We start from the raw sequence: 24419 nt of genomic DNA on the forward strand, positions 1-24419 counted from the left end.
AGCTCGGACTTCGTCGGCAGCTTGCCGTGCACCAGCAGGTGGGCGATTTCCTCGAACTCGCAGGTCTCGGCGATATCGAGGATGTCGTAGCCGCGATAGTGCAGGTCGTTGCCGGTGCGGCCGACGGTGCACAGCGCGGTGTTGCCGGCGGTCACGCCCGACAGCGCGACGGATTTCTTGACCCGCGGCGCGGCCGGCACGCTGGCCCCGGAGTCGGGTGCGGGATCGAGCGTGGGGTCGGTTGCGGCAAGCTTCGAGGCAGGCATCCGTGTCTCCTTGGGCACTGCGGATGAGGGTGGGGATGGGTTTGGGGGCTTCAGCCGAAGAACAGCGCTTCCACGTTGGCCGGCAGCGGCGTGCCGGTGGCCTGCGCGCGCTGCAGCAGCGACCAGTAATAGCGGTAGCTGGCGCGGTCGTGCAGCTGCCCTTCATGGCGGATCGGCGCCCAGTTGTTCTCGTGCGCGGCCAGCAGGATCTGGCTGGCGGCGCCGATCTCGTCAGCGCCGGGGCGGAACGCCGCCACGATCGGCGCGATCTGGCCCGGATGGATGCTCCACTTGCGCAGGTAGCCGAATTCGCAGCGCGCACGCAGCGCATCGTCGCCGGCGCGCTGCGGCGCCTGCACGTCGGTGCTGACGTTGTGCGACGGCACCTTGCCGTGGCGGTGGCAGGCCGCGGAAATTTCCAGCATGGCCCGGCGCACCAGCGGGTGTTCGAACTGCTGCGGCGAGCGCATGGCGTCGCCGGGAATCGCGCCGTGGTGGGCCGAGACAAAGTCCATCAGCCCGAAGCTCAGGCATTCCACCTGCACCAGCGCGGCGATATCGAAGGCCTGCTCCAGCGCGGCGTGGGTTTCGATCAGCACATGGATCGGGATATGGCGGGCAATGCCGGCGCTGCGCGCGACCTGGTTGACATGGTCGGTCACGCGCGCGACCTCGACCACGTCGGTGACCTTGGGCACCACCACATAGGCCAGCCGCGCCCCGGCGGCGCGGACCAGCACGTCGACGTCCTGGCGCCAGCTGGGGTGGGCCGGGTCATGGATGCGCACGCCCACGCGGTTGTGGGCATTGAGCGGGCCGTTGACCAGCTGCGCGCACAGTTCGGCGTGCTCGCGCTCATGGCCCACGGCGGCGCCGTCCTCGCAGTCGAAGGTGATGTCGAAGACCGGGCCAAGCTCTTGTTGCAGGGCCAGCGACTTGCGCATCAGCTTTTCGCTGCCCGCGTAATGGTCACACACCGGCAGCTGGACCGGGATGGCTTCGCCCTGGAACAAGACCTCGGAAGGATGCACGTGGATTCAGAAAGTTGAAGTTGGCGGACAGGCAGGGCCGCACGGCCGCTGCCTATGAAAAAACCGGGGTCCGCGCCGATTCATGAATCGTTGCGGAACCCCGGTCTTTCGTCGAGCGTTGGGAAGATCAGCCCAGCAGATGCTGCACGCCGGCCTTTTCTTCTTCCAGTTCCTTCAGGGTGATGTTGATCTTTTCCTGGCTGTAGGCGTCGATCTCCAGACCCTTGACGATTTCGTACTTGCCGTTGGCGGTGGTCACCGGGTAGCCGAACATGGTGTCGGCCGGGATGCCGTACTCACCGTTGGACGGGATGCCCATGGTGACGACCTTGCCGTTGCTGCCCAGCACCCAGTCGCGCACGTGGTCGATCGCGGCATTGGCGGCCGAGGCGGCCGACGACAGGCCACGCGCCTCGATGATGGCGGCGCCGCGCTTGCCGACGGTCGGCAGGAACACGTCGTTGTTCCACACCGGGTCGTTGATCAGGTCCTTGACGCTCTGGCCGTCGACGGTGGCGTAGCGGTAGTCGGCGTACATGGTCGGGCTGTGGTTGCCCCACACGAACAGCTTCTCGATCGACGACACCGGCTTGCCGGTCTTGGCGGCGATCTGCGACAGCGCGCGGTTGTGGTCCAGGCGCAGCATCGCGGTGAAGTTCTCGCGCGGCAGGTTCGGGGCCGACTTCATGGCGATGTAGGCATTGGTGTTGGCCGGGTTGCCGACCACCAGCACCTTGACATCGCGGCTGGCGACCTCGTCCAGCGCCTTGCCCTGCACCGTGAAGATCTGGGCGTTGGCTTCGAGCAGGTCCTTGCGCTCCATGCCCTTGCTGCGCGGACGGGCGCCCACCAGCAGGGCCACGTCGGCGTCCTTGAAGGCAACCTTGGGGTCATCGGTGATGACCACGCCGGCCAGCAGCGGGAACGCGCAGTCTTCCAGTTCCATCACCACGCCCTTGACGGCTTGCTGGGCTTGCGGGAGGTCGAGCAGTTGGAGGATGACCGGCTGGTCTTTGCCCAGCATGTCGCCATTGGCGATGCGGAACAGCAGGGAGTAGCCGATCTGGCCAGCGGCGCCGGTCACTGCGACGCGCATTGGGGCTTTAGCCATGAGTAAATCTCCAAACGATAGAAGGGGGGATGCCGGTCGGTGGCGCGCCGGCGCCATGCAGGGGCGCGCGGTGTGTCACCGGGTGCTGGTTGTCGCCACAGCGGGGAGCGGCCGTCCGCCGGAGCCAGGTGGCGGGGCCGGTGGGGGAGAGCCACAACGGGTCATGGTGATGCAACAAAGCGTTAGTCTACTGCGAAGCGAGGCGCCATTTCCAGACCGTGCCGCCGCGGGCGCGGTACATTTCCGTCCTGGGGCGGCAGCTGGCGGGCCTGGAGGCGGGCGATCGCGGGCGTGGACCAGCGCGAGTGTAGGCCCGGCTTCTCCATCCTGTCAATTCATATGTCTTATATAAGACATAAGACAATTAACGTAAGGCTGGACGTTACTCGCCCTTTTGTGGTGAAATCGCGCTATGTCCTCCCTGCCTACGTCCCTGACCGGCGCAGCCACACCCGGCGCGCAGGAATCTGGCGCCGCCACGCCTGGCGCCGGGACGCAGCCGCTTTCGCCGCCGGCGCCCGCGCCGGCCGCTGCGCCGCAGGCCGCTCCGCAAACTGGTGCCGCTTCAGGTGCCTCTCCTGGTCCCGCTTCTGGTCTGCAGTCAGTGCCATCGCCCACGTTCAGCCCGCTTTACCAGCAGATCAAGGCGCTGATCACGCGCAGCCTGCAATCCGGCGAATGGAAGCCGGGCGAGATGATTCCCAGCGAGATGGAGCTGGCGTCGCGCTACAAGGTCAGCCAGGGCACGGTGCGCAAGGCCATCGACGAACTCGCCGCCGAGAACCTGGTGGCGCGCCGCCAGGGCAAGGGCACCTTCGTGACCACGCACCATGAAGACGTGGTCAAGTTCCGCTTCCTGCGCCTCGTCCCGGACGAGGGCGAACCCCATTATGGCGCCAGCCGCGTGCTCGAATGCAAGCGCCTGCGCGCCCCCGCCGAAATCGCGCGGCTGCTCGATATCCGCACCGGCGACAGCGTGGTGCAGATCCGCCGCGTGCTGACTTTCTCCGGCGAGTCGACCGTGCTGGACGAAATCTGGCTGCTCGGCGCCAACTTCAAGGGCCTGACCGCGGAAAAGCTGACCGAATGGAAAGGGCCCATGTATGCATTGTTCGAGGCCGAATTCGGTACGCGCATGATTCGCGCCTCGGAAAAGATCCGCGCCGTGCCCGCCGACGAGACCGCCGCCGAGCTGCTGTCCGTGCCGGTGGGCGCGCCGCTGCTGTCGGTCGAGCGCGTGTCCTACACCTATGGCGACCGCCCGGTGGAAGTGCGCCGTGGGCTCTACGTCACCACCCGGCACTATTACCAGAACGACCTGAGCTGAAATGACGGCGCCGCGCCAGGTGCGCGCGCGCCGATTATTGTGGGCCTGGCCATGGTATTGCCGGCGGTTGCGTGACGCGCTGGTTGTCGCGTGAAGTGGCGCGCCGGATGTGCGAAGTGTGCGATTGTCGGGCGGCGCTTGTCGGGCCGTGATAGCAGAAAATTATTGGTGCAGCGCGCAACAAAGGCGCTAAAATCTCATGGATTTGCCCTAATGCATCCCGTTGCATGCAGGCAATGGCAGTTTCGTTTCTTTGTTTACCGCTAATGGGGTCTCGCATGGCTGAAGCCGTCAAACAAGCCAGGCCGGAGTTCCGGAATATCGGTATTTCGCAGATCGCGAAATACCGGTTGCCCTGGGCCGGCAAGGTATCCATCCTGCATCGCGTGAGCGGTGCACTGATGTTCCTCCTCCTTCCCTTCGTCCTGTATCTGTTTGAGCAGAGCATCACCTCCGAACTGAGCTTCGCAAAGTTCTCGGCCCTTCTGTCCGGCGGCTTTGTCAAGCTGGTTGTGCTGGCCCTGATCTGGGGTTATCTGCATCACTTCTGCGCCGGGATCCGCTTCCTGCTGCTGGACGTGCACGTTGGTGTCTCCAAGCCCGCCTCGGCCAAGTCTGCCGTCAGCGTGCTGGTTGTGAGCCTGCTGCTTACCCTGATTTTCGGCCTGAAGCTGTACGGCCTGTTCTGAGGAGAATCAAGGTGGCAAATAACAATATCGGTCCCAAGCGTCTTGTCGTCGGTGCGCACTACGGTCTGAAAGACTGGCTCGCGCAACGCGTCACCGCCGTGGTCATGGTGGTCTTCACCGTGATCCTGGCGATTGCCTTCCTGCTGTCGAACGGCGCTTCTTATGAAGCGTGGGCAGGGCTCTTCGCCAACCAGTGGATGAAGATCATCACGTTCCTGACCATCCTGTCGCTGCTGTATCACGCCTGGATCGGCGTGCGCGATATCTGGATGGACTATGTGAAGCCGATGGCGGTGCGCCTCGTGCTGCAAGTTCTTACGATTCTGTGGCTCGTCGGTTGCGCGGGCTACGCTGCTCAGATTCTCTGGAGGGTGTAATAAATGGTCGCAGTCAAGACTGGATTGCCGCGTCGCCGCTTTGACGTGGTCATCGTCGGTGCTGGCGGCGCCGGGATGCGCGCATCCCTCCAGCTCGCGGAAGCCGGCCTGAACGTGGCCGTGCTGTCCAAGGTGTTCCCGACCCGCTCGCACACGGTGGCGGCGCAGGGCGGCATCGGTGCCTCGCTCGGCAATATGAGCGAGGACAACTGGCACTATCACTTCTACGACACCATCAAGGGCTCGGACTGGCTGGGTGACCAGGACGCGATCGAGTTCATGTGCCGGGAAGCGCCGAAGGTCGTGTACGAGCTCGAACACTTCGGCATGCCGTTCGACCGCAACCCGGACGGCACCATCTATCAGCGTCCGTTCGGCGGCCACACCGCCAACTACGGTGAAAAGCCGGTGCAGCGCGCCTGCGCCGCGGCCGACCGTACCGGCCACGCGCTGCTGCACACGCTGTACCAGCGCAACGTGCGCGCCAAGACCCACTTCTTCGTCGAATGGATGGCGCTGGACCTGATCCGCGACCAGGACGGCGATGTGCTGGGCGTGACCGCGCTGGAAATGGAAACCGGCGAGGTCTACATCCTCGAGGCCAAGACCACGCTGTTCGCGACCGGCGGTGCCGGCCGCATCTACGCCGCTTCCACCAACGCCTTCATCAACACCGGTGACGGCCTGGGCATGGCCGCACGCGCCGGCGTGCCGCTGGAAGACATGGAGTTCTGGCAGTTCCACCCGACCGGCGTGGCCGGCGCGGGCGTGCTGATCACCGAAGGCGTGCGCGGCGAGGGCGGTATCCTGCGCAACAAGGACGGCGAGCGCTTCATGGAGCGCTACGCGCCGACGCTGAAGGACCTGGCGCCGCGCGACTTCGTCTCGCGCTCGATGGACCAGGAAATCAAGGAAGGCCGCGGCTGCGGCCCGAACGGCGACTACGTGCTGCTCGACCTGACCCACGTCGGTGCCGAGACCATCATGAAGCGCCTGCCGTCGATCCGCGAGATCGGCCTGAAGTTCGCCAACGTCGACGCGATCAAGGAACCGATCCCGGTGGTCCCGACCATCCACTACCAGATGGGCGGCATCCCGACCAACTACCACGGCCAGGTGGTGGTGCCGAAGAACGGCAACCCGAACGAAGTGCTCAACGGCTTCTACGCGATCGGCGAATGCTCGTGCGTGTCGGTGCACGGCGCCAACCGCCTGGGCACCAACTCGCTGCTCGACCTGGTGGTGTTCGGCCGCGCCGCCGGCAACCACATCATCGCGCAGAACCTGAAGCAGAAAGAGCACAAGCCGCTGCCGGCGGACGCCGCCGACCTGGCGCTGTCGCGCCTGGCCAAGCTGCAGGCCTCGTCGTCGGGCGAGTACACGCAGGACGTCGCCAACGACATCCGCAAGAACATGCAGTCGCATGCCGGCGTGTTCCGTACCCAGAAGCTGATGGACGAAGGCGTCGAGCGCATCCTGGAAGTGACCGAGCGTGCCGCCAACATCCACCTGAAGGACAAGTCCAAGGTCTTCAACACCGCGCTGGTGGAAGCCCTGGAAGTGGCCAACCTGGTGGAAGTGGCCAAGGCCACCATGATCTCGGCCGCGGCGCGCAAGGAATCGCGCGGCGCCCACGCGCACAGCGACTTCCCCAACCGCGACGACCAGAACTGGCTCAAGCACACGCTGTTCTACAGCGAAGGCAACCGCCTCGACTACAAGCCGGTGAAGATGGAACCGCTGACGGTGGAAAGCGTGCCGCCGAAGGCCCGTACGTTCTGAGCACCGCATCGTAGAGACAACAGGACCCACAGAAATGAAGCGTATTTTCGAAGTCTACCGCTACGATCCGGACAAGGATGCGGCGCCGCGCATGCAGACCTACGAGGTCGAGCTGGACGGCCACGAGCGCATGCTGCTGGACGCGCTGGTGAAGCTGAAGAAGCTGGACGAGACCATCTCGTTCCGCCGTTCGTGCCGCGAAGGCGTGTGCGGCTCGGACGCGATGAACATCAACGGCAAGAACGGCCTGGCCTGCCTGACCAACATGCGCGAGCTGCCGGACCGCATCGTGCTGCGTCCGCTGCCCGGCCTGCCGGTGGTGCGCGACCTGATCGTCGACATGACGAACTTCTTCAAGCAGTACAACTCGATCAAGCCGTTCCTGATCAACGACGAGCCGCCGCCCGAGAAAGAGCGCCTGCAGTCGCCGGAAGAGCGTGACGAGCTGGACGGCCTGTACGAGTGCATTCTCTGCGCCAGCTGCTCGACCTCGTGCCCGTCGTTCTGGTGGAACCCGGACAAGTTCGTCGGCCCGGCCGGCCTGCTGCAGGCTTACCGCTTCATCGCGGACAGCCGCGACCAGGCCACCAGCGAGCGTCTGGACAACCTGAACGACCCGTACCGCCTGTTCCGCTGCCACAGCATCATGAACTGCGTCGACGTGTGCCCGAAGGGTCTGAACCCGACCAAGGCCATCGGCAAGATCAAGGAGCTGATGGTCCGCCGCGCGGTGTGATCGCGCGGCTGTCTAAGTAGTAAGCGGCGCGTCAGCCAGAGCGGCTATATCTGGCGGGCGCGCCGAAAGTAGGAAGCCATGACTGAGAGTCCTGCCACCACCTTCTCCCATCAGGCCGATCCGCACAAGCGCGCCCGGTTGCGCTGGCGTGCCCGCCGCGGCCTCCTGGAGAACGACATCATCGTCGAACGTTTCTTCAACCGTTACGAGGAGAGCCTGTCCGACGAGGATGTGGCTGCGCTGAGCCAGCTGTTCGAGCTCAGCGACAACGAGTTGATGGACCTGCTCCTTGCGCGCAAGGAACTGGACGGTGAGCTCGACACGCCCCCGATGCAGCGAGTCATCGCCCTGCTGCGTACGGTCTGAGTTTTGGTCAACATTATTATTCACAGCATTTGAAGGATCCGACATGACGCCGTCCGATGTGAAAGCCACGCTATCGTTCTCCGATGGTTCCCCCAGCGTTGAGCTGCCGATCTACAAGGGTACGGTTGGCCCGGACGTGATCGACATTCGCAAGCTGTACGGACAAACCGGTAAGTTCACCTACGACCCCGGTTTCATGTCGACGGCTTCGTGCAATTCCAAGATCACCTATATCGACGGCGACAAGGGCGAGCTGCTGTACCGCGGCTACCCGATCGAGCAGCTGGCGCAGAAGTGCGACCACCTCGAGACCTGCTACCTGCTGCTGAAGGGCGAGCTGCCCAACGCCAAGCAGAAGGAAGAATTCGTCGGCCATGTGATGAACCACACCATGGTCCACGAGCAGATGCAGTTCTTCATGCGCGGTTTCCGCCGCGATGCGCACCCGATGGCCGTGCTGACCGGCATGGTCGGCGCCATGAGCGCGTTCTACCACGACGCCATGGACATCGACGATCCGCACCAGCGCGAGATCTCGGCCATCCGCCTGATCGCCAAGATGCCGACCCTGGTGGCGATGGCGTACAAGTACAACATCGGCCAGCCGTACATCTACCCGCAGAACGACCTGTCCTACTCGGGCAACTTCATGCGCATGATGTTTGCCACGCCGTGCGCCCCGTACACCGTGAACCCGGTGCTGGAGCGCGCGCTGGACCGCATCTTTATCCTGCACGCCGACCACGAGCAGAACGCGTCGACCTCGACCGTGCGCCTGGCCGGTTCGTCGGGCACCAACCCGTTCGCAGCGATCGCCGCGGGCGTGGCCTGCCTGTGGGGCCCGGCCCACGGCGGCGCCAACGAAGCCGCGCTGAAGATGCTGGAAGAAATCGGCAGCGTCGACAACATCAACGAGTTCATCAAGCAGGTCAAGGACAAGAACTCGGGCGTGCGCCTGATGGGCTTCGGCCACCGCGTGTACAAGAACTACGATCCGCGCGCCAAGCTGATGCGCGAAACCTGCCATGAAGTGCTGAACGAGCTGGGCCTGCACAACGACCCGCTGTTCAAGCTGGCCATGGAGCTGGAAAAGATCGCGCTGGAAGACGAGTACTTCGTCAGCCGCAAGCTGTACCCGAACGTCGACTTCTACTCGGGCATCGTGCAGCGCGCGCTGGGTATCCCGACCTCGCTGTTCACCTGCATCTTCGCGCTGGCCCGCACCCCGGGCTGGATCTCGCAGTGGGAAGAGATGATCACCGATCCGGAATACAAGATCGGCCGTCCGCGCCAGCTGTTCGTCGGCGCCGCCACCCGCGACGTGCCGGACGTGGCCAAGCGCTAAGCTGGTCCGCCGCTGCGCAGCGCAGCAATTCCAGACGCCCCGGCCCCGCCGGGGCGTTTGTCTTTGTGGCGCGGGCGCGGTTGTGCACTGCGGCGGCGGAAAGGGCAGGAAATTGCACCCTGAATGGTCCGGGGCGCAATTTGTGGAGGATTGTGTCGCGTTTTCCCAAATCCCTTCCGCATAAATTGTGCGATAGTCGCGTGCGGCAGGAAATTTGACCCTATAATGCGGGCTGCTTTGCCGACGGCAGCCGGGCCACCCTTCCGGCATGCGGTGCGGCAAGCGGGGCAGGCGAATCGCTTGCGCAATAGAGAACGCATCAAACGTTGTCTTTCCGAACCTTGGTCCCCATACCTCAGCGGGACTGACACTTGCCGGGCCCCGCATACGCTGTCTCTTCCTTGCTGGCCCGACTTCCGCGTCTCGGGTGGCGCTTTTCGCCAATCCCGATCCCAGTCGTCCGCGGGTGTTGTTCGATTGCGCAGGTCATACCGTTTCTGCCCGGATGACCCAAACATAAATCGAGGAGCTCCTGATGACGCTGTCCCGTCTTTCCACCATTTCGCTGGCTGCCATGCTGGCTACCTTTGGCGCCGCCGCCAATGCCGAAACCGTGAAGATCGCCATTGCCGGCCCGATGAGCGGCTCGGTGGCGCAGTATGGCGACATGGTCAAGGCCGGTGCGCTGACCGCCGTCGAACAGATCAATGCAGCCGGCGGCGCCGGCGGCAACAAGTTCGAGGTGGTGCTGATGGATGACGCCTGCGAGCCCAAGCAGGCGGTGGCGGTGGCCAACAAGATCGTCAGCCAGAACATCAAGTACGTGATCGGCCACGTGTGCTCGGGCTCGACCATTCCGGCCTCGGACATCTACGAGAACGAAGGCATCGTGATGGTCACGCCGTCGGCCACCGCGCCGCAGCTGACCGAAACCAAGAAGCGCAACTTCATCTTCCGCACCATCGGCCGCGACGACCAGCAGGGCCCGGCCGCCGCGCAATACATCATCGGCAAGGTCAAGCCGAAGAAGGTCGCGGTGCTGCACGACAAGCAGTCGTACGGCCAGGGCATCGCCAGCTCGGTGAAGAAGGACCTGGAAGCCGCCAAGATCCCGGTGGCCGTGTTCGAAGGCATCAACGCCGGCGACTCGGACTACTCGGCCGTGATCACCAAGCTCAAGTCGCAGGGCGTGGACTTCGTCTACTTCGGCGGCTACCACCCGGAAATGGGCCTGCTGCTGCGCCAGGCGCGCGAGCAGGGCGTGAAGGCCACCTTCATGGGCCCCGAGGGCGTGGGCAACAAGGACGTGACCGCGATCGCCGGCCCGTCGTCGGAAGGCATGCTGGTGACGCTGCCGGCCGACTTCTCGGCCGATCCCGCCAACGCCGGCCTGGTCAAGGCCTTTGCCGACAAGAAGCGTGACGCCAACGGCCCGTTCCAGATGCCGGCCTATGCCGCCGTCAAGATCATCGGCGACGCCATCGCCGGCGCCAAGAGCACCGATCCCACCAAGGTCGCGGCGTACATGCACAAGAACGCCTTCACCACGCCGATCGGCAAGGTCGAGTACGACGCCAAGGGCGACCTGAAGTCCTTCAAGTTCGTGGTCTACACCTGGCACAAGGACGCCAGCAAGACCGCCGCGAACTAAGGCGCTTGCTCTCCCGACGGGTTGCTCCCCTCTCCCGCTTGCGGGAGAGGGGCAGGGGGTGAGGGCGGGCGGGTCAAAGGCTGAGGCCGGCGGGTAAAACCGTTGGCCCCGCTTGATGTGGCTCCCCGCTAAACCACCCCTCACCCCGGCCCTCTCCCCATGCGGGGAGAGGGCGAACACCTTGCTTTGGCAAGTTCGAATGGTTTGGGCGCACCCCGCCTGGGCCAGTTCCGGCGCCTACGAGGCTTCCCCAATGAATGAATTCCTTCCACAGTTCACCCAGCAACTGGTCAACGGCCTGACGCTGGGTGCGATCTATGCGCTGATCGCCATCGGCTACACAATGGTCTACGGCATCATCGGCATGATCAATTTCGCGCACGGCGAGATTTACATGATCGGTGCCTATGTCGGGCTGGTCACGCTCACCGCCATCGGCGCCCAGGCAGGCTACCCCCTGCCACTGGTGCTCGGCGCCGCCTTGCTGGTGTCGGTGATGGTCACCGGCGTCTACGGCTATGCGGTCGAGCGGGTGGCATACCGCCCCTTGCGCGGCGGGCCGCGGCTGGTGCCGCTGATCTCGGCCATCGGCATGTCGATCTTCCTGCAGAACTATGTCCAGATCGGGCAGGGCGCGCGCGATGTGTCGGTGCCGGTGCTGATCTCGGGCGCCATCGAGTTCCAGATGGGCGGCGACTTCACCGTGACGGTGCCATACTCGCGCCTGCTGATCGTCGGCGTGACGCTGGCGCTGATGGTGGCGCTGACGCTGTTTATCGGCCGCTCGCGCATGGGCCGCGCCTGCCGCGCCTGCGCCGAGGACATGCGCATGGCCAACCTGCTGGGCATCGACACCAACAAGGTGATCTCGTTCACCTTCGTGCTGGGCGCGATGCTGGCGGCGGTGGGCGGCGTGCTGATCGGGCTGACCATCGGCAAGCTCAATCCCTTCATCGGCTTCATTGCCGGCATCAAGGCCTTTACCGCGGCGGTGCTGGGCGGCATCGGCAGCATCCCGGGCGCGATGCTCGGCGGCGTGCTGCTGGGCCTGGCGGAAACCTTCGCCTCGGGCTACATGCCGGCCGAATACAAGGACGTGGTCGCTTTCAGCCTGCTGGTGCTGGTGCTGCTGTTCCGTCCGACCGGGCTGCTGGGCAAGCCCGATGTCGAAAAGGTCTGAGGGGAGGGTGAGACCATGACCAACAATGTTTCCGCAATGCCGGCGGCAAAGGCCGCCGCGCGCGGCGCCACGCCGGGCCAGTCGCTCAAGAACGCGATCACGGCGGCGGTGGTGACCGCCATCCTGACCATTCCCATCCTGGGCCTGCAGCTGAAGCTGGAAGGCTATCAGGTAGTGCTCGAACCGCACTGGCGGCCGGTGTGGCTGGCGGTGGCGGCGGTGTTCCTGTTCCAGCTGTTCAAGCCGGTGCTGTCGCGCGCCGGCAGCGCGGTGCGCCTGCCGGCGCTGCCGCAGCTGGGTGCTCAGCAGCAGCGCGTGGCGGTGTGGGTGCTGCTGGCGGTGGGGCTGGTGTGGCCGTTCTTCGGCTCGCGCGGCGCCGTCGACGTGGCCACGCTGGCGCTGATCTACGTAATCCTGGGCCTCGGCCTCAACATCGTGGTCGGCTATGCCGGCCTGCTCGACCTGGGCTATGTCGGCTTCTATGCCGTGGGCGGCTACACCTACGCGCTGCTGAACCAGTACTTCGGCCTGAGCTTCTGGGAATGCCTGCCGATCGCGGCGGCGCTGTCGGCAGGCTTCGGTTTCCTGCTCGGCTTCCCGGTGCTGCGGCTGCGCGGCGACTACCTGGCGATCGTCACGCTCGGCTTCGGCGAGATCATCCGCCTGCTGCTGAACAACCTGACCAGCCTGACCGGCGGCCCGGACGGCGTCTCGGGCATTCCCAAGCCCAGCGTGTTCGGCCTCGAGATGGCGCGCAGCGCCAGCGTCGAGGGCACGCGCACCTTCCACGAGCTGATCGGCCTGGACTACGCCAGCCAGCACATGGTGATCTTCCTCTACCTGATCGCGCTGCTGCTGGTCGGCTTCACGCTGTTCGTCACCAGCCGCCTGATCCGCATGCCGATGGGCCGCGCCTGGGAGGCGCTGCGCGAGGATGAGATCGCGTGCCGCTCGCTGGGCCTGAACCCGACCCGCATCAAGCTGTCGGCGTTCACGCTGGGGGCATCGTTCGCCGGCCTGGGCGGCGCGTTCTTCGCCGCGCGCCAGGGCCTGGTCAATCCGGAATCGTTCACCTTCATCGAATCGGCGCTGGTGCTGGCCGTGGTGGTGCTGGGCGGCATGGGCTCGCAGCTGGGCGTGATCCTGGCGGCGATCCTGCTGACGGTGCTGCCCGAAGTGGCGCGCGGCTTTGCCGAATATCGCATGCTGATCTTCGGCCTGGTGATGGTGCTGATGATGATGTGGCGTCCGCAGGGCCTGCTGCCCGCGAGCCGCCCGCACGTGGAGCTGCCCCGATGAATGCGCCAATGAATGCTTCGATCAATACATCGGCCGAACTGCTCCGGGTGTCGGGCCTGCAGATGCGCTTCGGCGGCCTGCTGGCCGTCGACGGCATCGACTTCGATGTGCGCAAGGACGAGGTCTTCGCCATCATCGGCCCGAACGGCGCCGGCAAGACCACGGTGTTCAACTGCGTCGGCGGCTTCTACAAGCCGACCGCGGGCGACGTCACGCTCGACGGCCATGCCATCGCCGGCCTGCCCAGCCACATGGTGGCGCGCAAGGGCCTGGTGCGCACCTTCCAGAACATCCGCCTGTTCAAGAACCTGACCGTGGTCGAGAACCTGATGGTGGCGCAACACCTGCAGGTGCAGTCCGGCATCCTGCGCGGGCTGTTCGCAACCCCGGCCTACCGCCGCGCCGAACGCGAGGCGCTGCAGCGCGCCGCGCAATGGCTGGAGCGCATGGGCCTGACCAGCGTCGCCAACCGCGAGGCGGGCACGCTTTCCTACGGCCATCAGCGCCGGCTCGAGATCGCGCGTTGCATGATCACCCGGCCGCGCCTGCTGATGCTGGACGAGCCCGCCGCCGGCCTGAACCCCCAGGAAAAGCTCGAGCTGTCGCAGCTCATCGACCAGTTGCGCAAGGAGTTCGGCATTGCCGTGCTGCTGATCGAGCACGACATGAGCCTGGTGATGGGCGTGTCCGACCGCATCCTGGTGATGGAGCACGGCAAGCCCATCGTGATCGGCAAGCCCGAAGAAGTGCGCAACGACCCGCGCGTGATCAAGGCCTACCTGGGAGAGGACTGATGCTGAAGCTGGAACAGGTCCATACCCACTACGGCGCCGTCGAGGCGCTGTCGGGCGTATCGATCGAAGTCAACAAGGGGGAGATCGTCACCCTGATCGGCAGCAACGGCGCCGGCAAGACGACGCTGATGATGACCGTTTGCGGCACGCCGCGCGCCTCGAGCGGACGCGTGCTGTTCGAAGGGCAGGACATCACCCATCGCTCGACCCACGAGATCATGCGCCTGGGGCTCGCGATCTCGCCCGAGGGCCGGCGCGTGTTCCCGAGCCTGACGGTGCTGGAAAACCTGAAGATGGGTGCGTTCTTCGCCAGGCGCGATGAAATCGAGGCGGGCATCGAGCACGTGTTCAAGCTGTTCCCGCGCCTGAACCAGCGCGCCGGCCAGCGCGCCGGCACCATGTCGGGCGGCGAGCAGCAGATGCTGGCGATCGGCCGCGCGCTGATGAGCCGGCCGCGCCTGCTGCTGCTGGACGAGCCCACGCTCGGCCTGGCGCCGCTGATCATCGCGCAGATCTTCGACATCATCCGCACCATTCGTGACGAAGGCGTCACCGTGTTCCTGGTCGAGCAGAACGCCAACAAGGCGCTGCAGGTGGCGGACCGGGGCTATGTGCTGGAGACCGGCAAGGTGGTGCTGGCCGATACCGGCGCCAACCTGCTCGCCAACGACCGGATCAAGGCCGCCTACCTCGGCGGCTGATGCCGGCTGGCCGCCGCGCCCGGCGCGGCGGCCACTTTCTTCCCTTTCCGCCTTTTCGCCATCCGCGAAATCCCCCTTTCGTCAATCACATTACATTTCCACCCCGACCCGGCCCGGCCCGGCCCCCGAGCGGTGGCATAATCGATTGCCAAGTCAAGCATCGCAGCAACGCTTGAAATAACGCTCGCTTCAGGCGGCTTCCGGCGCGATCTCGTCGTCGTCCGGCTCGTCACCGCGACGAAGCGGAAAACTACCCCTGCAAACTACTGCGCGGTCCCCGCGGTCCGGCCTGCCAAGGCACGGTCATCGGTCCCGCCATCGCATCATGGCCAAGACGCTCTACGACAAACTCTGGGATGACCACACCGTCCACGTCGAGGAAGACGGCACCACGCTGCTCTATATCGACCGCCACCTGCTGCATGAAGTGACCAGCCCGCAGGCGTTCGAGGGCCTGAAGATGGCAGAGCGTCCGGTGTGGCGCATCAGCGCCAACCTGGCGGTGTCGGACCACAACGTGCCGACCACGGACCGCAGCCAGGGCATTGCCGATCCGGTGTCGAAGCTGCAGGTCGATACGCTCGATGCCAACTGCGACAGCTACGGCATTACCCAGTTCAAGATGAACGACCACCGCCAGGGCATCGTGCACGTGATCGGGCCGGAGCAGGGCGCGACGCTGCCGGGCATGACCGTGGTGTGCGGCGACTCGCATACCAGCACCCACGGCGCCTTCGGCGCGCTGGCGCACGGCATCGGCACCTCGGAAGTCGAGCACGTGCTGGCCACGCAGACGCTGCTGGGCAAGAAGGCCAAGAACATGCTGGTCCGGGTGGAAGGCAAGCTGCCGCGCGGCTGCACCGCCAAGGACATCGTGCTGGCCGTGATCGGCAAGATCGGCACCGCGGGCGGCACCGGCTACACCATCGAGTTCGCCGGCTCGGCCATCCGCGACCTGACCATGGAAGGCCGCATGACGGTCTGCAACATGGCGATCGAGGCCGGTGCGCGCGCCGGCCTGGTGGCCGTGGACGATGTCACGCTCGAATACGTCAAGGGGCGTCCGTACGCGCCGCAGGGCGTGGAGTGGGAGCAGGCCGTGGCCTACTGGCGCACGCTGCATTCGGATGCCGGTGCCAAGTTCGACCAGGTGGTCGAGCTGCGCGCGGAAGACGTGCGCCCGCAGGTGACCTGGGGCACCTCGCCGGAAATGGTGATCAGCATCGAAGACCGCGTGCCGGATCCGGAGAAGGAAAAGGACCCGAACAAGCGCAACGCGATGGAGCGCGCGCTCGAATACATGGGCCTGCAGCCCAACGTGCCGGTCGAGAGCATCAGCATCGACAAGGTCTTCATCGGTTCCTGCACCAACAGCCGCATCGAAGACATGCGCGCCGCCGCCTGGGTGGTGCAGAAGCTGGGCCGCAAGATTGCATCGAACGTAAAGCTGGCGATGGTGGTGCCGGGCTCGGGCCTGGTCAAGGAACAGGCCGAGCGCGAAGGCCTGGACCAGATCTTCAAGGCCGCCGGCTTCGAGTGGCGCGAGCCGGGCTGCTCGATGTGCCTGGCGATGAACGCCGACCGCCTCGATGCCGGCGAGCGCTGCGCCTCGACCTCGAACCGCAACTTCGAAGGCCGCCAGGGCGCGGGCGGGCGCACCCACCTGGTGAGCCCGGCGATGGCCGCCGCGGCCGCCATCGAGGGCCACTTCGTCGATATCCGCAAGCTGGGCTGAACAAGCAAGGACAGAGCACATGGAAAAGTTCACCGTACACAGCGGCCTGGTCGCGCCGCTCGACCGCGAGAACGTCGACACCGACGCCATCATCCCGAAGCAGTTCCTGAAGTCGATCAAGCGCACCGGCTTCGGTCCCAACCTGTTCGACGAGTGGCGCTACAAGGATGTGGGCGAGCCCGGCATGGACAACAGCAAGCGTCCGCTGAACCCGGACTTCGTGCTGAACCAGCCGCGCTACCAGGGCGCGTCGATCCTGCTGGCACGCCGCAACTTCGGCTGCGGCAGCTCGCGCGAGCACGCGCCGTGGGCGCTGACGCAGTACGGCTTCCGCGCCGTGATCGCGCCCAGCTTCGCCGACATCTTCTTCAACAACTGCTACAAGAACGGCCTGCTGCCGGTGGTGCTGAGCGAGCAGCAGGTCGAGCACCTGTTCAACGAGACCAATGCGTTCAACGGCTACCAGCTGACCATCGACCTCGACAAGCAGGTGGTGCTGACGCCGTCGGGGCAGGGCTACGAGTTCGACATCGCGCCGTTCCGCAAGTACTGCATGCTGAACGGCTTCGACGATATCGGCCTGACCCTGCGCCATGCCGACAAGATCAAGGCCTTCGAGGCCGAGCGCGTGGCGAAGATGCCGTGGCTGAACAACCGCCTGGTCGGATAAGGCTCTACGAGGAAAGACAACAATGAAGATCGCAGTCCTGCCGGGTGACGGCATCGGTCCCGAAATCGTTGCAGAGGCCGTCAAGGTCCTGAACGCGCTCGACGAGAAGTTCGAACTGGAAACCGCGCCGGTGGGCGGCGCCGGCTACGAGGCCGAAGGCCATCCGCTGCCGGAGAACACGCTCAAGCTGGCCAAGGAGGCCGACGCCATCCTGTTCGGCGCCGTCGGCGACTGGAAGTACGACAGCCTGGAGCGCTCGCTGCGCCCCGAGCAGGCCATCCTGGGCCTGCGCAAGCACCTGCAGCTGTTCGCCAACTTCCGCCCGGCGATCTGCTATCCGGAACTGACCGGTGCCTCGAGCCTGAAGCCCGAGCTGGTGGCCGGCCTCGACATCCTGATCGTGCGCGAGCTGAACGGCGACATCTACTTCGGCCAGCCGCGCGGCCTGCGCGAAGCGCCGGACGGCCTGTTCCAGGGCGCGCGCGAAGCCTTCGACACCATGCGCTACAGCGAGCCGGAAATCCGCCGCATCGCTCACGTGGCATTCCAGGCCGCGGCCAAGCGCGGCAAGAAGCTGTGCAGCGTCGACAAGGCCAACGTGCTCGAGACCTTCCAGTTCTGGAAGGACATCGTCATCGACGTCAGCAAGGAATATCCCGAGGTCGAGCTGTCGCACATGTACGTCGACAACGCGGCCATGCAGCTGGTCAAGGCGCCCAAGAGCTTCGACGTGATCGTCACCGGCAATATGTTCGGCGACATCCTGTCGGACGAGGCGGCGATGCTGACCGGCTCGATCGGCATGCTGCCGTCGGCGTCGCTGGATGCCAACAACAAGGGCCTGTACGAGCCCTCGCACGGCTCGGCGCCGGACATCGCCGGCAAGGGCATCGCCAATCCGCTGGCCACCATCCTGTCCGCGGCGATGATGCTGCGCTACTCGCTGAACAAGGCCGAGCAGGCCGACCGCATCGAGAACGCCGTCAAGAAGGTGCTGGCCCAGGGCTACCGCACCGGCGACATCCTGACGCCGGGTTGCAAGCAGGTCGGCACCCGCGAGATGGGCGAGGCCGTGCTGGCGGCACTGTAAGTCACACGCAAGCCACGCGCAAAAGGGCACCGCAATGCGCGGTGCCCTGCGTTTTATTTGTCCCCAATTTGCACGCTGCGGCAGCGCCGCAAAATCGTGTAGACTCTGCCGATGGCCCGATTTTCCCAGTCCACCCTGACTGCTGTTGTCGCCCTGACCGCTACCCGCGGCCCGGTTGGCACGATTTCGCTCGGCCAGACCGCAACGACGATTAAAACCACTATTAAAACCGCGATCGCCTAGATCCGTTCGTCGTGCCTGCCCGTCTTCCCCGCGCAGCCACGCCGGGCGAGGAAAATGGCGGGGAAGTAAAAATCACATCCGAGGTAAATCATGATTGTAGGTCTCGTCGGTTGGCGGGGAATGGTCGGCAGCGTCCTGATGCAGCGCATGCAGGAAGAGCGTGATTTCGACCATATCGAGCCCGTCTTCTTCAGCACGTCCAACGCCGGCGGCAAGGCGCCCGCCATGGCCAAGAACGAAACCACGCTCAAGGATGCCAACGACATCGAGGCACTGAAGAAGTGCGACGTGGTGCTGACCGCCCAGGGCGGCGACTACACCAACGAGGTCTTCCCCAAGCTGCGCGCGGCGGGCTGGAAGGGCTACTGGATCGACGCGGCGTCGTCGCTGCGGATGAAGGACGATGCCATCATCGTGCTCGATCCGGTCAACCAGGGTGTGATCAAGGACGCGCTGTCCAAGGGCGTCAAGAATTTCATCGGCGGCAATTGCACCGTCAGCTGCATGCTGATCGGTCTCGGCGGTCTGTTCCAGGCGGACATGGTCGAATGGATGACCTCGATGACCTACCAGGCGGCCTCTGGCGGCGGCGCGCAGCACATGCGCGAACTGCTGACCCAGTTCGGCACGCTCAACGCCTCGGTCAAGCCGCTGCTGGACAACCCGGCGTCGGCCATCCTGGAGATCGACCGCCAGATCCTGTCGACCCAGCACGGCCTGTCGGCGGAAGAAACCAAGCAGTTCGGCGTGCCGCTGGCGGGCAACCTGATTCCCTGGATCGACAAGGACCTGGGCAACGGCCAGTCCAAGGAAGAGTGGAAGGGCGGCGCCGAGACCAACAAGATCCTGGGTCGCGGCGAGGGCTTCCTGGGCGCGACCGGCGCCACGCCGATCGCCGTCGACGGCCTGTGCGTGCGCATCGGCGCGATGCGCTGCCACTCGCAGGCGCTGACCATCAAGCTGCGCAAGGATGTGCCGCTGGACGAGATCGAAGGCATGCTCGCCGCCCATAACCAGTGGGCCAAGGTGGTGCCGAACACGCGTGAGGCCAGCATGACCGGCCTGACCCCCGCGGCCGTGACCGGCACGCTGACCATCCCGGTCGGCCGCCTGCGCAAGATGCAGATGGGCGGCGAGTACCTGTCGGCCTTCACGGTCGGCGACCAGCTGCTGTGGGGCGCGGCCGAGCCGCTGCGCCGCATGCTGCGTATCCTGATCGAGTCCTGATCGCAGGCCGCCGCCTGAGGCCTGGTTGCGCCCGTTGCAGCCAGGCAACAGAATGCAGCGCTTTGCTTACGACGCCGCGCCCATGCGCGGCGTTGTTGTATCCGGGCGCCTATTTTGCTGGGCGATGCGTCACAATACGCCGGCATGCGCCCCGCGCCCGCAGGGACGGGCGCCTGCGCGCAGGCTGGCAAAGGGGCCGTTCAGAATGCCCCGCCGGCCGGGCGGACCTGGTTAATGGAGTCGGTTGTCGGGGTCGGTTTGTCGATTCATATCGCTACTAAAACATAACGGAGCACAAGGTGAGTGTGAGCCAACATCGCCGGAAAGATGCGCCTACTGCCCGTCAGCGCTGGTCAACGCTGGCCGTCACGGCACTGGGCCTGCTGCTTGCGCAGCCGGCCGCGTATGCCGCGGGGTTCGGGCAATTGCGGGTTCAGTCGAATCTGGGGCAGCCGCTGCAGGCTGAGATCGACATCAGCGGGGTCACCCCCGAAGAAGCTGCGGGGCTCAGCGTCAGGCTGGCGCCGCCCGGCGCCTATGCCGCGGCGGGGTTGACCTATCTGCCGAGCGTCGGCAACCTGCGCCTGGAACTGGAGCGCCGCGCCAATGGCAGCTACGTGGCACGGGTCCGCTCCAGCCAGCCGATCAGCGAGCCCTTCGTCGATATCCTGGTCGACATGAGCTGGGCCAGCGGCAAGGTCTCGCGCGCCTACACCTTCCTGCTCGACCCCGCCGGGGCCAGGGCATCCAGCCAGACTTTCTCGCCGGCACCGGTGGTGCAGGCCGCCACGCCCGACGCACCGGCCGCGCCGGCACCTGCCGCCGCGCCACCCGCGCCGGCGCAGGCCGCGCCCAGTGCCGAGGCGGAGCCGGCCCGGCCGGCCGCACCGGCCCGTCCCTCGCGCCGGCGCGCCGCGGCGACGCCGGCAGCAGGCACCGACATGGCCCCCGGCGGTGGCTATACCGTGCAGCGCGGCGACACGCTCTATGGCATCGCCGGCGAAGCCGTGCAGGGCCAGGAATCGGTCTCGCTCGACCAGATGCTGGTGGCGCTCTATCGCAACAATCCCAACGCCTTTATCGGCGGCAACATGAACCGGCTGCGTAGCGGCGCGGTGCTGCAAGTGCCGACCCAGCAGCAGGCGCAGGCGGTCACGCCCAGGGCGGCGCGCCGCGAAGTGGTGGCACGCACGCAGGGCTTCGACGCCTACCGCAGCCGGCTGGCCAGCGCCGCCGCGGCCAAATCGGTCGAACCCGACAGCGGCCGCCAGCAGTCCGGCAACGTGACCGCGCGCGTGCAGGAGCAGGCGGCGCCGAGCGACGGCCCGCGCGATGAGCTGAAGCTGAGCAAGGCTGCGCGTGGCGCGCAGGCCGACGCCGCGGCGAAGGCCGAAGCCGAGGTCGCGCGCGAGCGCCAGCTGAAGGAAGCGGAGGCGCGCCTGGCGCAGCTGCAAAAGAATGTCGGCGACATGCAGAAGCTGCTCGAGCTGAAGAACGCCGAGATCGCCAAGCTCAGCCAGTCCAACCAAGCGGCACTGGCCGACAAGGAAAAGGCCGACGCCGCCGCCAGGGCGGCAGCCGCCGCGCCCGCCGTGGTGCCGGCCGAGCCGCCCAAGGCCGACGCCGTGGCGGCCACCGCAGCGGCCGCGGCAACCGCAGCCGCTGCGGCGAATGCAGCGAGCGCACCTGCCGCGCCAGCGGCCGGCGCCAGTGCCGCGGCCGCCGTGGCGCCCGCGGCAGCCTCCGCCGTGGCCGCGGCCCCCGCCTCGCAGCCTGCCGCCGAGGTGGCAGCCAACGCGACACAGGGCGCCGCATCGATGCCTGCGGCCAAGCCTGTGCCGCCGGTGGTCGCGCAGCCCGAGCCGATGCCCGAGCCGTCGTTCCTCGATGGCCTGCTGGCCAACCCCATGCTGCTGCCGGGCGGCGGCCTGGTGGTGGCGCTGCTGGGCGTGTACGCGATCTATCGCCGCCGCCAGAAGCAGAAGGAGGGCGAGGCCACCGGCTTCGGCGACAGCATCCTGTCGCAGGAGAGCACGGTGATGGCCGGCGCCAACTCTTTGTTCGGCACCGCCGGTGGCCAGAGCGTCGACACCTCGCAGCACAGCGTGTTCGGCGCCGACTTCCGCATCGGCAACAACACCCCGGAAGCCAACGAGGTCGACCCGATCGCCGAGGCCGAGGTCTATATCGCCTACGGGCGCGATGTGCAGGCAGAGGAAATCCTGCGCGAAGCCCTGGAGAAACACCCGGAGCAGCAGCCGGTACGGCTCAAGCTCCTGGAGATTTACAGCAACAGACAGGATGTGGAAGGGTTCCGCGTGATTGCAGAGGAAATGTTCGCCCAGACCGGCGGACACGGAGCGGAATGGCTTAAGGCCGCGGAAATGGGGCGCGCGCTGGAGCCCGGCAACGCGCTGTTCATGGTGGTGACGCCGGAGGCGGCGGGCCCCGACACGGCATCGCCGGCGACCGACCAGTGGCGCACGCAGGATCCGTCGCAGAATCCCGCCTCGATCGCGCGGCTGGAGCCGTCGCTCGGCGACCTGTCGCTGCCGCTGGATGCCTTCCCGGCACCGGCCGCCGGCGACCCCATCGTCGCGCCGGCCTCGGCGGCGATGGTGTTCGGCGCCGAGACGCCGCAGCCGGGCGAGGCGGTGCGCCTCGACATGGGCCTGCCGGGCGCCGATCCGCTCGCCGACGACGACGTGCCGACGCTCGACACGCCGACCCGCGGCCGCCCGCTGGAGTTCGACATGTCCGGGCTGTCGCTGGACCTGGGCAGCGCGCCGCAAGGCAATGTCGCCGTCCCCGCCGCGCTGGACGAGGCCTCGGTGCCGCTTCCCGCTACCACCATGCTGCGCGACGGCAAGCTGGCCGAGCCGATCGACCTGTCGCGGGTGGCGCCGGATACTGCCGGCGGCCTGGGCCAGAGCGTGTCGCCGAGCACGCTGTCGACCGACGGCATGGACGGCGGGCGCGACATGCAGATCAAGCTGGACCTGGCGCGCGCCTATATCGAGATCGGCGACAAGGAGGGCGCGCGCGAACTGCTGCAGGAAGTGGTCGAGCAGTCGCAGGACCCGCTGCAGGCCGAGGCCCGCTCGCTGCTGCTGGAAGTGGCCTGAGCTATCATTGGCGGTCCGGCCGCGGCATGCGCTGCCGCGGCCCGAAGCGATGCGCCGGAAGCGTCCCTTCCGGCGCATTTGCTTTTTCGGCGCACATAGCCGGCGCGCCATGCTTTTTCCCCTGACATGAACCGCATCGCCCTTGGCCTGCACTACGACGGCGCCGCCTTTTCCGGGTGGCAGTCGCAGCCGCACCGCAATACCGTCCAGGACCACCTCGAAGACGCCATCGAGCGCTTTGCCGGCGTGCGCCTGCCGACCACGGTGGCGGGGCGCACCGATACCGGCGTGCACGCGCTGGGCCAGGTGATCCACCTGGATACCGAACTGGCGCGCGAGCCCTTTTCCTGGGTGCGCGGCGTCAACGCCTTCCTGCCGCCGTCGATCGCGCTGCAGTGGGCGCTGCCGGTCGACGATGGCTTCCATGCCCGCTTCCTGGCGTACGAGCGCATGTATTACTACGCGCTCTACACCGGTCCGCACCGGGTGCCGCTGGTGCATGGCCGCGCCGGCTACCAGATGCTGCCGCCGGGGCAACGGCTCGACGTGGACGCCATGCGCGCAGCCGCGGCGCACCTGATCGGCGAGCACGACTTTTCCGCGTTCCGCGCTGCCGAATGCCAGGCCAAGTCGCCGGTCAAGACCATGTATGACGTCACCATCCGCGACGACGGCAACTGGGTGTTCCTGCGCTTTCGCGCCAGCGCCTTCCTGCACCACATGGTGCGCAACCTGATGGGCTGCCTGGTGGCGGTGGGGCGCGGGCGCTACCCGCCGCAGTGGCTGGCGCAGGTGCTGGCCGGACGCGACCGCAAGCTGGCGGCGCCGACCTTTATGCCGGATGGCCTCTACCTGGTCGGGGTCAAGTATCCTGATGCTTACCCGATCCCCGCGGCCGACCCGTCCGCGAGCCTGTTCCATGGAGTGTTCGATGACGCACCCTGAGGGCAGTGCGGCGCACCTGCCGCAGCGCACCCGCATCAAGATCTGCGGCCTGACTCGCGAGGACGACGTCCGCGCCGCCGTCGACGCCGGCGCGGACGCGATCGGGCTGGTGTTCTACCCGAACAGCCCGCGCTACGTCGACGTGGCGCAGGCCGCGGCGCTGGCCGAGGCCGCCGGGCCGTTCGTCACGGTGACCGGCCTGTTCGTCAACGCCGACCTCGAAGACATCGCCCACGTCGCCGAGCGGGTGCCGCTGACGCTGCTGCAGCTGCACGGTGACGAAACCCCGCAGTTCTGCACCCAGGCCGCCCAGCGCTGCGCGTTGCCGTTCCTGCGCGCCGCCCGTGTCCGTGCGGGGCTCGATTTGGTAGAATTCGCCGATCAATACCGTGATGCCGCTGCCTTGCTGCTCGATGCCTTCGTCGAAGGCTATGGCGGTGGCGGCCACGTCTTCGACTGGACCCTGATTCCTCCGGCATGGCTTCCGCCCAATCCCCCGGTTATGGCAACCGGCAACCCGAACGCAAGCGGCGCTCCTCGCATCGTTTTGAGTGGTGGGTTGAACGCGCAAAACGTCGCTGGCGCGATTGAACGCGTGCGCCCCTACGCCGTCGATGTCAGCAGCGGGGTAGAGGCCGCCAAGGGCGTGAAGGACCACGCCCGCATTGCCGAGTTCGTGCGCGCTGTCCGCAGCGCCGAGGCCGGATGAGCCGGATCGAAGATCGACCC

At 66.3% G+C, this 24419-nt stretch carries 22 protein-coding genes; 19 read left to right on the forward strand and 3 right to left on the reverse strand.

What is annotated here, in order from left to right:
- The 3 genes from C7416_RS05265 to C7416_RS05275 form a co-directional block, all read right to left on the reverse strand.
- Nucleotides 1-266 (reverse strand): citrate/2-methylcitrate synthase (locus C7416_RS05265; RefSeq protein ID WP_309250938.1); only part of this gene is annotated, 266 nt, incomplete at its 3' end.
- A gap of 50 nt (nucleotides 267-316) precedes the next feature.
- Nucleotides 317-1297: an HpcH/HpaI aldolase/citrate lyase family protein gene (locus C7416_RS05270; protein ID WP_111517509.1), complete on the reverse strand. Its 981-nt coding sequence runs from the start codon at nucleotides 1295-1297 to the stop codon at nucleotides 317-319.
- 127 nt (nucleotides 1298-1424) lie between these two features.
- A complete protein-coding gene (locus C7416_RS05275) occupies nucleotides 1425-2408 on the reverse strand; it encodes a malate dehydrogenase (protein ID WP_111517510.1) in 984 nt (327 codons plus the stop codon).
- Between the two features lie 412 nt (nucleotides 2409-2820).
- Between C7416_RS05275 and C7416_RS05280 the strand changes: the two genes are divergently transcribed.
- From C7416_RS05280 to C7416_RS05370, 19 genes are all read left to right on the forward strand, one after another.
- On the forward strand, nucleotides 2821-3735 hold the full coding sequence (locus C7416_RS05280; RefSeq protein WP_111517511.1) for a GntR family transcriptional regulator: 915 nt from the start codon (nucleotides 2821-2823) through the stop codon (nucleotides 3733-3735).
- Nucleotides 3736-4013: 278 nt separating this feature from the next.
- Nucleotides 4014-4424 carry a succinate dehydrogenase, cytochrome b556 subunit gene (gene sdhC, locus C7416_RS05285; RefSeq protein ID WP_111518060.1) on the forward strand — a complete coding sequence of 137 codons (411 nt, stop codon included), beginning with the start codon at nucleotides 4014-4016 and terminating at the stop codon, nucleotides 4422-4424.
- A gap of 11 nt (nucleotides 4425-4435) precedes the next feature.
- Entirely contained in the window at nucleotides 4436-4801 is a 366-nt protein-coding gene (sdhD, locus tag C7416_RS05290) for a succinate dehydrogenase, hydrophobic membrane anchor protein (protein ID WP_012353372.1), read from the forward strand.
- 3 nt (nucleotides 4802-4804) lie between these two features.
- A complete protein-coding gene (gene sdhA, locus C7416_RS05295; protein WP_111517512.1) occupies nucleotides 4805-6583 on the forward strand; it encodes a succinate dehydrogenase flavoprotein subunit in 1779 nt (592 codons plus the stop codon).
- Nucleotides 6584-6617: 34 nt separating this feature from the next.
- Nucleotides 6618-7319, forward strand: a complete 702-nt coding sequence (locus C7416_RS05300; protein ID WP_011298473.1) for a succinate dehydrogenase iron-sulfur subunit — start codon at nucleotides 6618-6620, stop codon at nucleotides 7317-7319.
- Nucleotides 7320-7397: 78 nt separating this feature from the next.
- Complete coding sequence (locus tag C7416_RS05305) at nucleotides 7398-7685, forward strand: FAD assembly factor SdhE (protein WP_012353370.1); 288 nt, start codon at nucleotides 7398-7400, stop codon at nucleotides 7683-7685.
- Nucleotides 7686-7728: 43 nt separating this feature from the next.
- Nucleotides 7729-9030 (forward strand): citrate synthase, encoded by a 1302-nt coding sequence (gene gltA, locus C7416_RS05310; RefSeq protein WP_012353369.1) that lies wholly within the window; start codon nucleotides 7729-7731, stop codon nucleotides 9028-9030.
- 535 nt (nucleotides 9031-9565) lie between these two features.
- Complete coding sequence (locus tag C7416_RS05315; RefSeq protein ID WP_062800981.1) at nucleotides 9566-10681, forward strand: branched-chain amino acid ABC transporter substrate-binding protein; 1116 nt, start codon at nucleotides 9566-9568, stop codon at nucleotides 10679-10681.
- Nucleotides 10682-10934: 253 nt separating this feature from the next.
- Complete coding sequence (gene livH, locus C7416_RS05320) at nucleotides 10935-11861, forward strand: high-affinity branched-chain amino acid ABC transporter permease LivH (protein WP_012353367.1); 927 nt, start codon at nucleotides 10935-10937, stop codon at nucleotides 11859-11861.
- A 36-nt stretch (nucleotides 11862-11897) separates the two neighbouring features.
- Nucleotides 11898-13160: a high-affinity branched-chain amino acid ABC transporter permease LivM gene (locus tag C7416_RS05325; protein WP_111517513.1), complete on the forward strand. Its 1263-nt coding sequence runs from the start codon at nucleotides 11898-11900 to the stop codon at nucleotides 13158-13160.
- Nucleotides 13161-13180: 20 nt separating this feature from the next.
- Complete coding sequence (gene livG, locus C7416_RS05330) at nucleotides 13181-13954, forward strand: high-affinity branched-chain amino acid ABC transporter ATP-binding protein LivG (RefSeq protein WP_111518062.1); 774 nt, start codon at nucleotides 13181-13183, stop codon at nucleotides 13952-13954.
- A complete protein-coding gene (locus C7416_RS05335; RefSeq protein WP_111517514.1) occupies nucleotides 13954-14655 on the forward strand; it encodes an ABC transporter ATP-binding protein in 702 nt (233 codons plus the stop codon). Before livG ends, C7416_RS05335 begins: the two co-directional genes overlap by 1 nt.
- Nucleotides 14656-14980: 325 nt before the next feature.
- The gene (gene leuC, locus C7416_RS05340) at nucleotides 14981-16390 is read left to right on the forward strand and encodes a 3-isopropylmalate dehydratase large subunit (RefSeq protein WP_111517515.1); all 1410 of its coding nucleotides are present in this window, start codon (nucleotides 14981-14983) and stop codon (nucleotides 16388-16390) included.
- A 19-nt stretch (nucleotides 16391-16409) separates the two neighbouring features.
- Nucleotides 16410-17060 (forward strand): 3-isopropylmalate dehydratase small subunit, encoded by a 651-nt coding sequence (gene leuD / locus C7416_RS05345; RefSeq protein WP_111517516.1) that lies wholly within the window; start codon nucleotides 16410-16412, stop codon nucleotides 17058-17060.
- A 22-nt stretch (nucleotides 17061-17082) separates the two neighbouring features.
- Nucleotides 17083-18150 (forward strand): 3-isopropylmalate dehydrogenase, encoded by a 1068-nt coding sequence (gene leuB, locus C7416_RS05350; RefSeq protein ID WP_111517517.1) that lies wholly within the window; start codon nucleotides 17083-17085, stop codon nucleotides 18148-18150.
- A gap of 333 nt (nucleotides 18151-18483) precedes the next feature.
- Nucleotides 18484-19620 (forward strand): aspartate-semialdehyde dehydrogenase, encoded by a 1137-nt coding sequence (asd, locus tag C7416_RS05355; RefSeq protein ID WP_111517518.1) that lies wholly within the window; start codon nucleotides 18484-18486, stop codon nucleotides 19618-19620.
- A gap of 299 nt (nucleotides 19621-19919) precedes the next feature.
- A complete protein-coding gene (locus tag C7416_RS05360; protein ID WP_111517519.1) occupies nucleotides 19920-22745 on the forward strand; it encodes a motility hub landmark protein FimV in 2826 nt (941 codons plus the stop codon).
- A gap of 126 nt (nucleotides 22746-22871) precedes the next feature.
- On the forward strand, nucleotides 22872-23690 hold the full coding sequence (truA, locus tag C7416_RS05365) for a tRNA pseudouridine(38-40) synthase TruA (RefSeq protein WP_111517520.1): 819 nt from the start codon (nucleotides 22872-22874) through the stop codon (nucleotides 23688-23690).
- Nucleotides 23677-24399: a phosphoribosylanthranilate isomerase gene (locus C7416_RS05370; protein ID WP_111517521.1), complete on the forward strand. Its 723-nt coding sequence runs from the start codon at nucleotides 23677-23679 to the stop codon at nucleotides 24397-24399. The genes truA and C7416_RS05370 overlap by 14 nt, the downstream gene beginning before the upstream one ends.
- Nucleotides 24400-24419: the final 20 nt, after the last annotated feature.

This window comes from Cupriavidus phytorum (assembly GCF_003254285.1).
GTDB classification, from domain to species: Bacteria; Pseudomonadota; Gammaproteobacteria; order Burkholderiales; family Burkholderiaceae; genus Cupriavidus; species Cupriavidus phytorum.

What these genes read in the sequence shown, in the direction of transcription:
- leuB (WP_111517517.1), top strand. Translation starts at nt 17,083, where the DNA reads ATGAAGATCGCAGTCCTGCCGGGTGACGGCATCGGTCCCGAAATCGTT.
- sdhA (WP_111517512.1), top strand. Translation starts at nt 4,805, where the DNA reads ATGGTCGCAGTCAAGACTGGATTGCCGCGTCGCCGCTTTGACGTGGTC.
- truA (WP_111517520.1), top strand. Translation starts at nt 22,872, where the DNA reads ATGAACCGCATCGCCCTTGGCCTGCACTACGACGGCGCCGCCTTTTCC.
- sdhC (WP_111518060.1), top strand. Translation starts at nt 4,014, where the DNA reads ATGGCTGAAGCCGTCAAACAAGCCAGGCCGGAGTTCCGGAATATCGGT.
- leuD (WP_111517516.1), top strand. Translation starts at nt 16,410, where the DNA reads ATGGAAAAGTTCACCGTACACAGCGGCCTGGTCGCGCCGCTCGACCGC.
- C7416_RS05315 (WP_062800981.1), top strand. Translation starts at nt 9,566, where the DNA reads ATGACGCTGTCCCGTCTTTCCACCATTTCGCTGGCTGCCATGCTGGCT.
- C7416_RS05335 (WP_111517514.1), top strand. Translation starts at nt 13,954, where the DNA reads ATGCTGAAGCTGGAACAGGTCCATACCCACTACGGCGCCGTCGAGGCG.
- C7416_RS05300 (WP_011298473.1), top strand. Translation starts at nt 6,618, where the DNA reads ATGAAGCGTATTTTCGAAGTCTACCGCTACGATCCGGACAAGGATGCG.
- C7416_RS05325 (WP_111517513.1), top strand. Translation starts at nt 11,898, where the DNA reads ATGCCGGCGGCAAAGGCCGCCGCGCGCGGCGCCACGCCGGGCCAGTCG.
- gltA (WP_012353369.1), top strand. Translation starts at nt 7,729, where the DNA reads ATGACGCCGTCCGATGTGAAAGCCACGCTATCGTTCTCCGATGGTTCC.
- leuC (WP_111517515.1), top strand. Translation starts at nt 14,981, where the DNA reads ATGGCCAAGACGCTCTACGACAAACTCTGGGATGACCACACCGTCCAC.
- asd (WP_111517518.1), top strand. Translation starts at nt 18,484, where the DNA reads ATGATTGTAGGTCTCGTCGGTTGGCGGGGAATGGTCGGCAGCGTCCTG.
- livH (WP_012353367.1), top strand. Translation starts at nt 10,935, where the DNA reads ATGAATGAATTCCTTCCACAGTTCACCCAGCAACTGGTCAACGGCCTG.
- C7416_RS05370 (WP_111517521.1), top strand. Translation starts at nt 23,677, where the DNA reads ATGACGCACCCTGAGGGCAGTGCGGCGCACCTGCCGCAGCGCACCCGC.
- C7416_RS05305 (WP_012353370.1), top strand. Translation starts at nt 7,398, where the DNA reads ATGACTGAGAGTCCTGCCACCACCTTCTCCCATCAGGCCGATCCGCAC.
- C7416_RS05280 (WP_111517511.1), top strand. Translation starts at nt 2,821, where the DNA reads ATGTCCTCCCTGCCTACGTCCCTGACCGGCGCAGCCACACCCGGCGCG.
- C7416_RS05275 (WP_111517510.1), bottom strand. Translation starts at nt 2,408, where the DNA reads ATGGCTAAAGCCCCAATGCGCGTCGCAGTGACCGGCGCCGCTGGCCAG.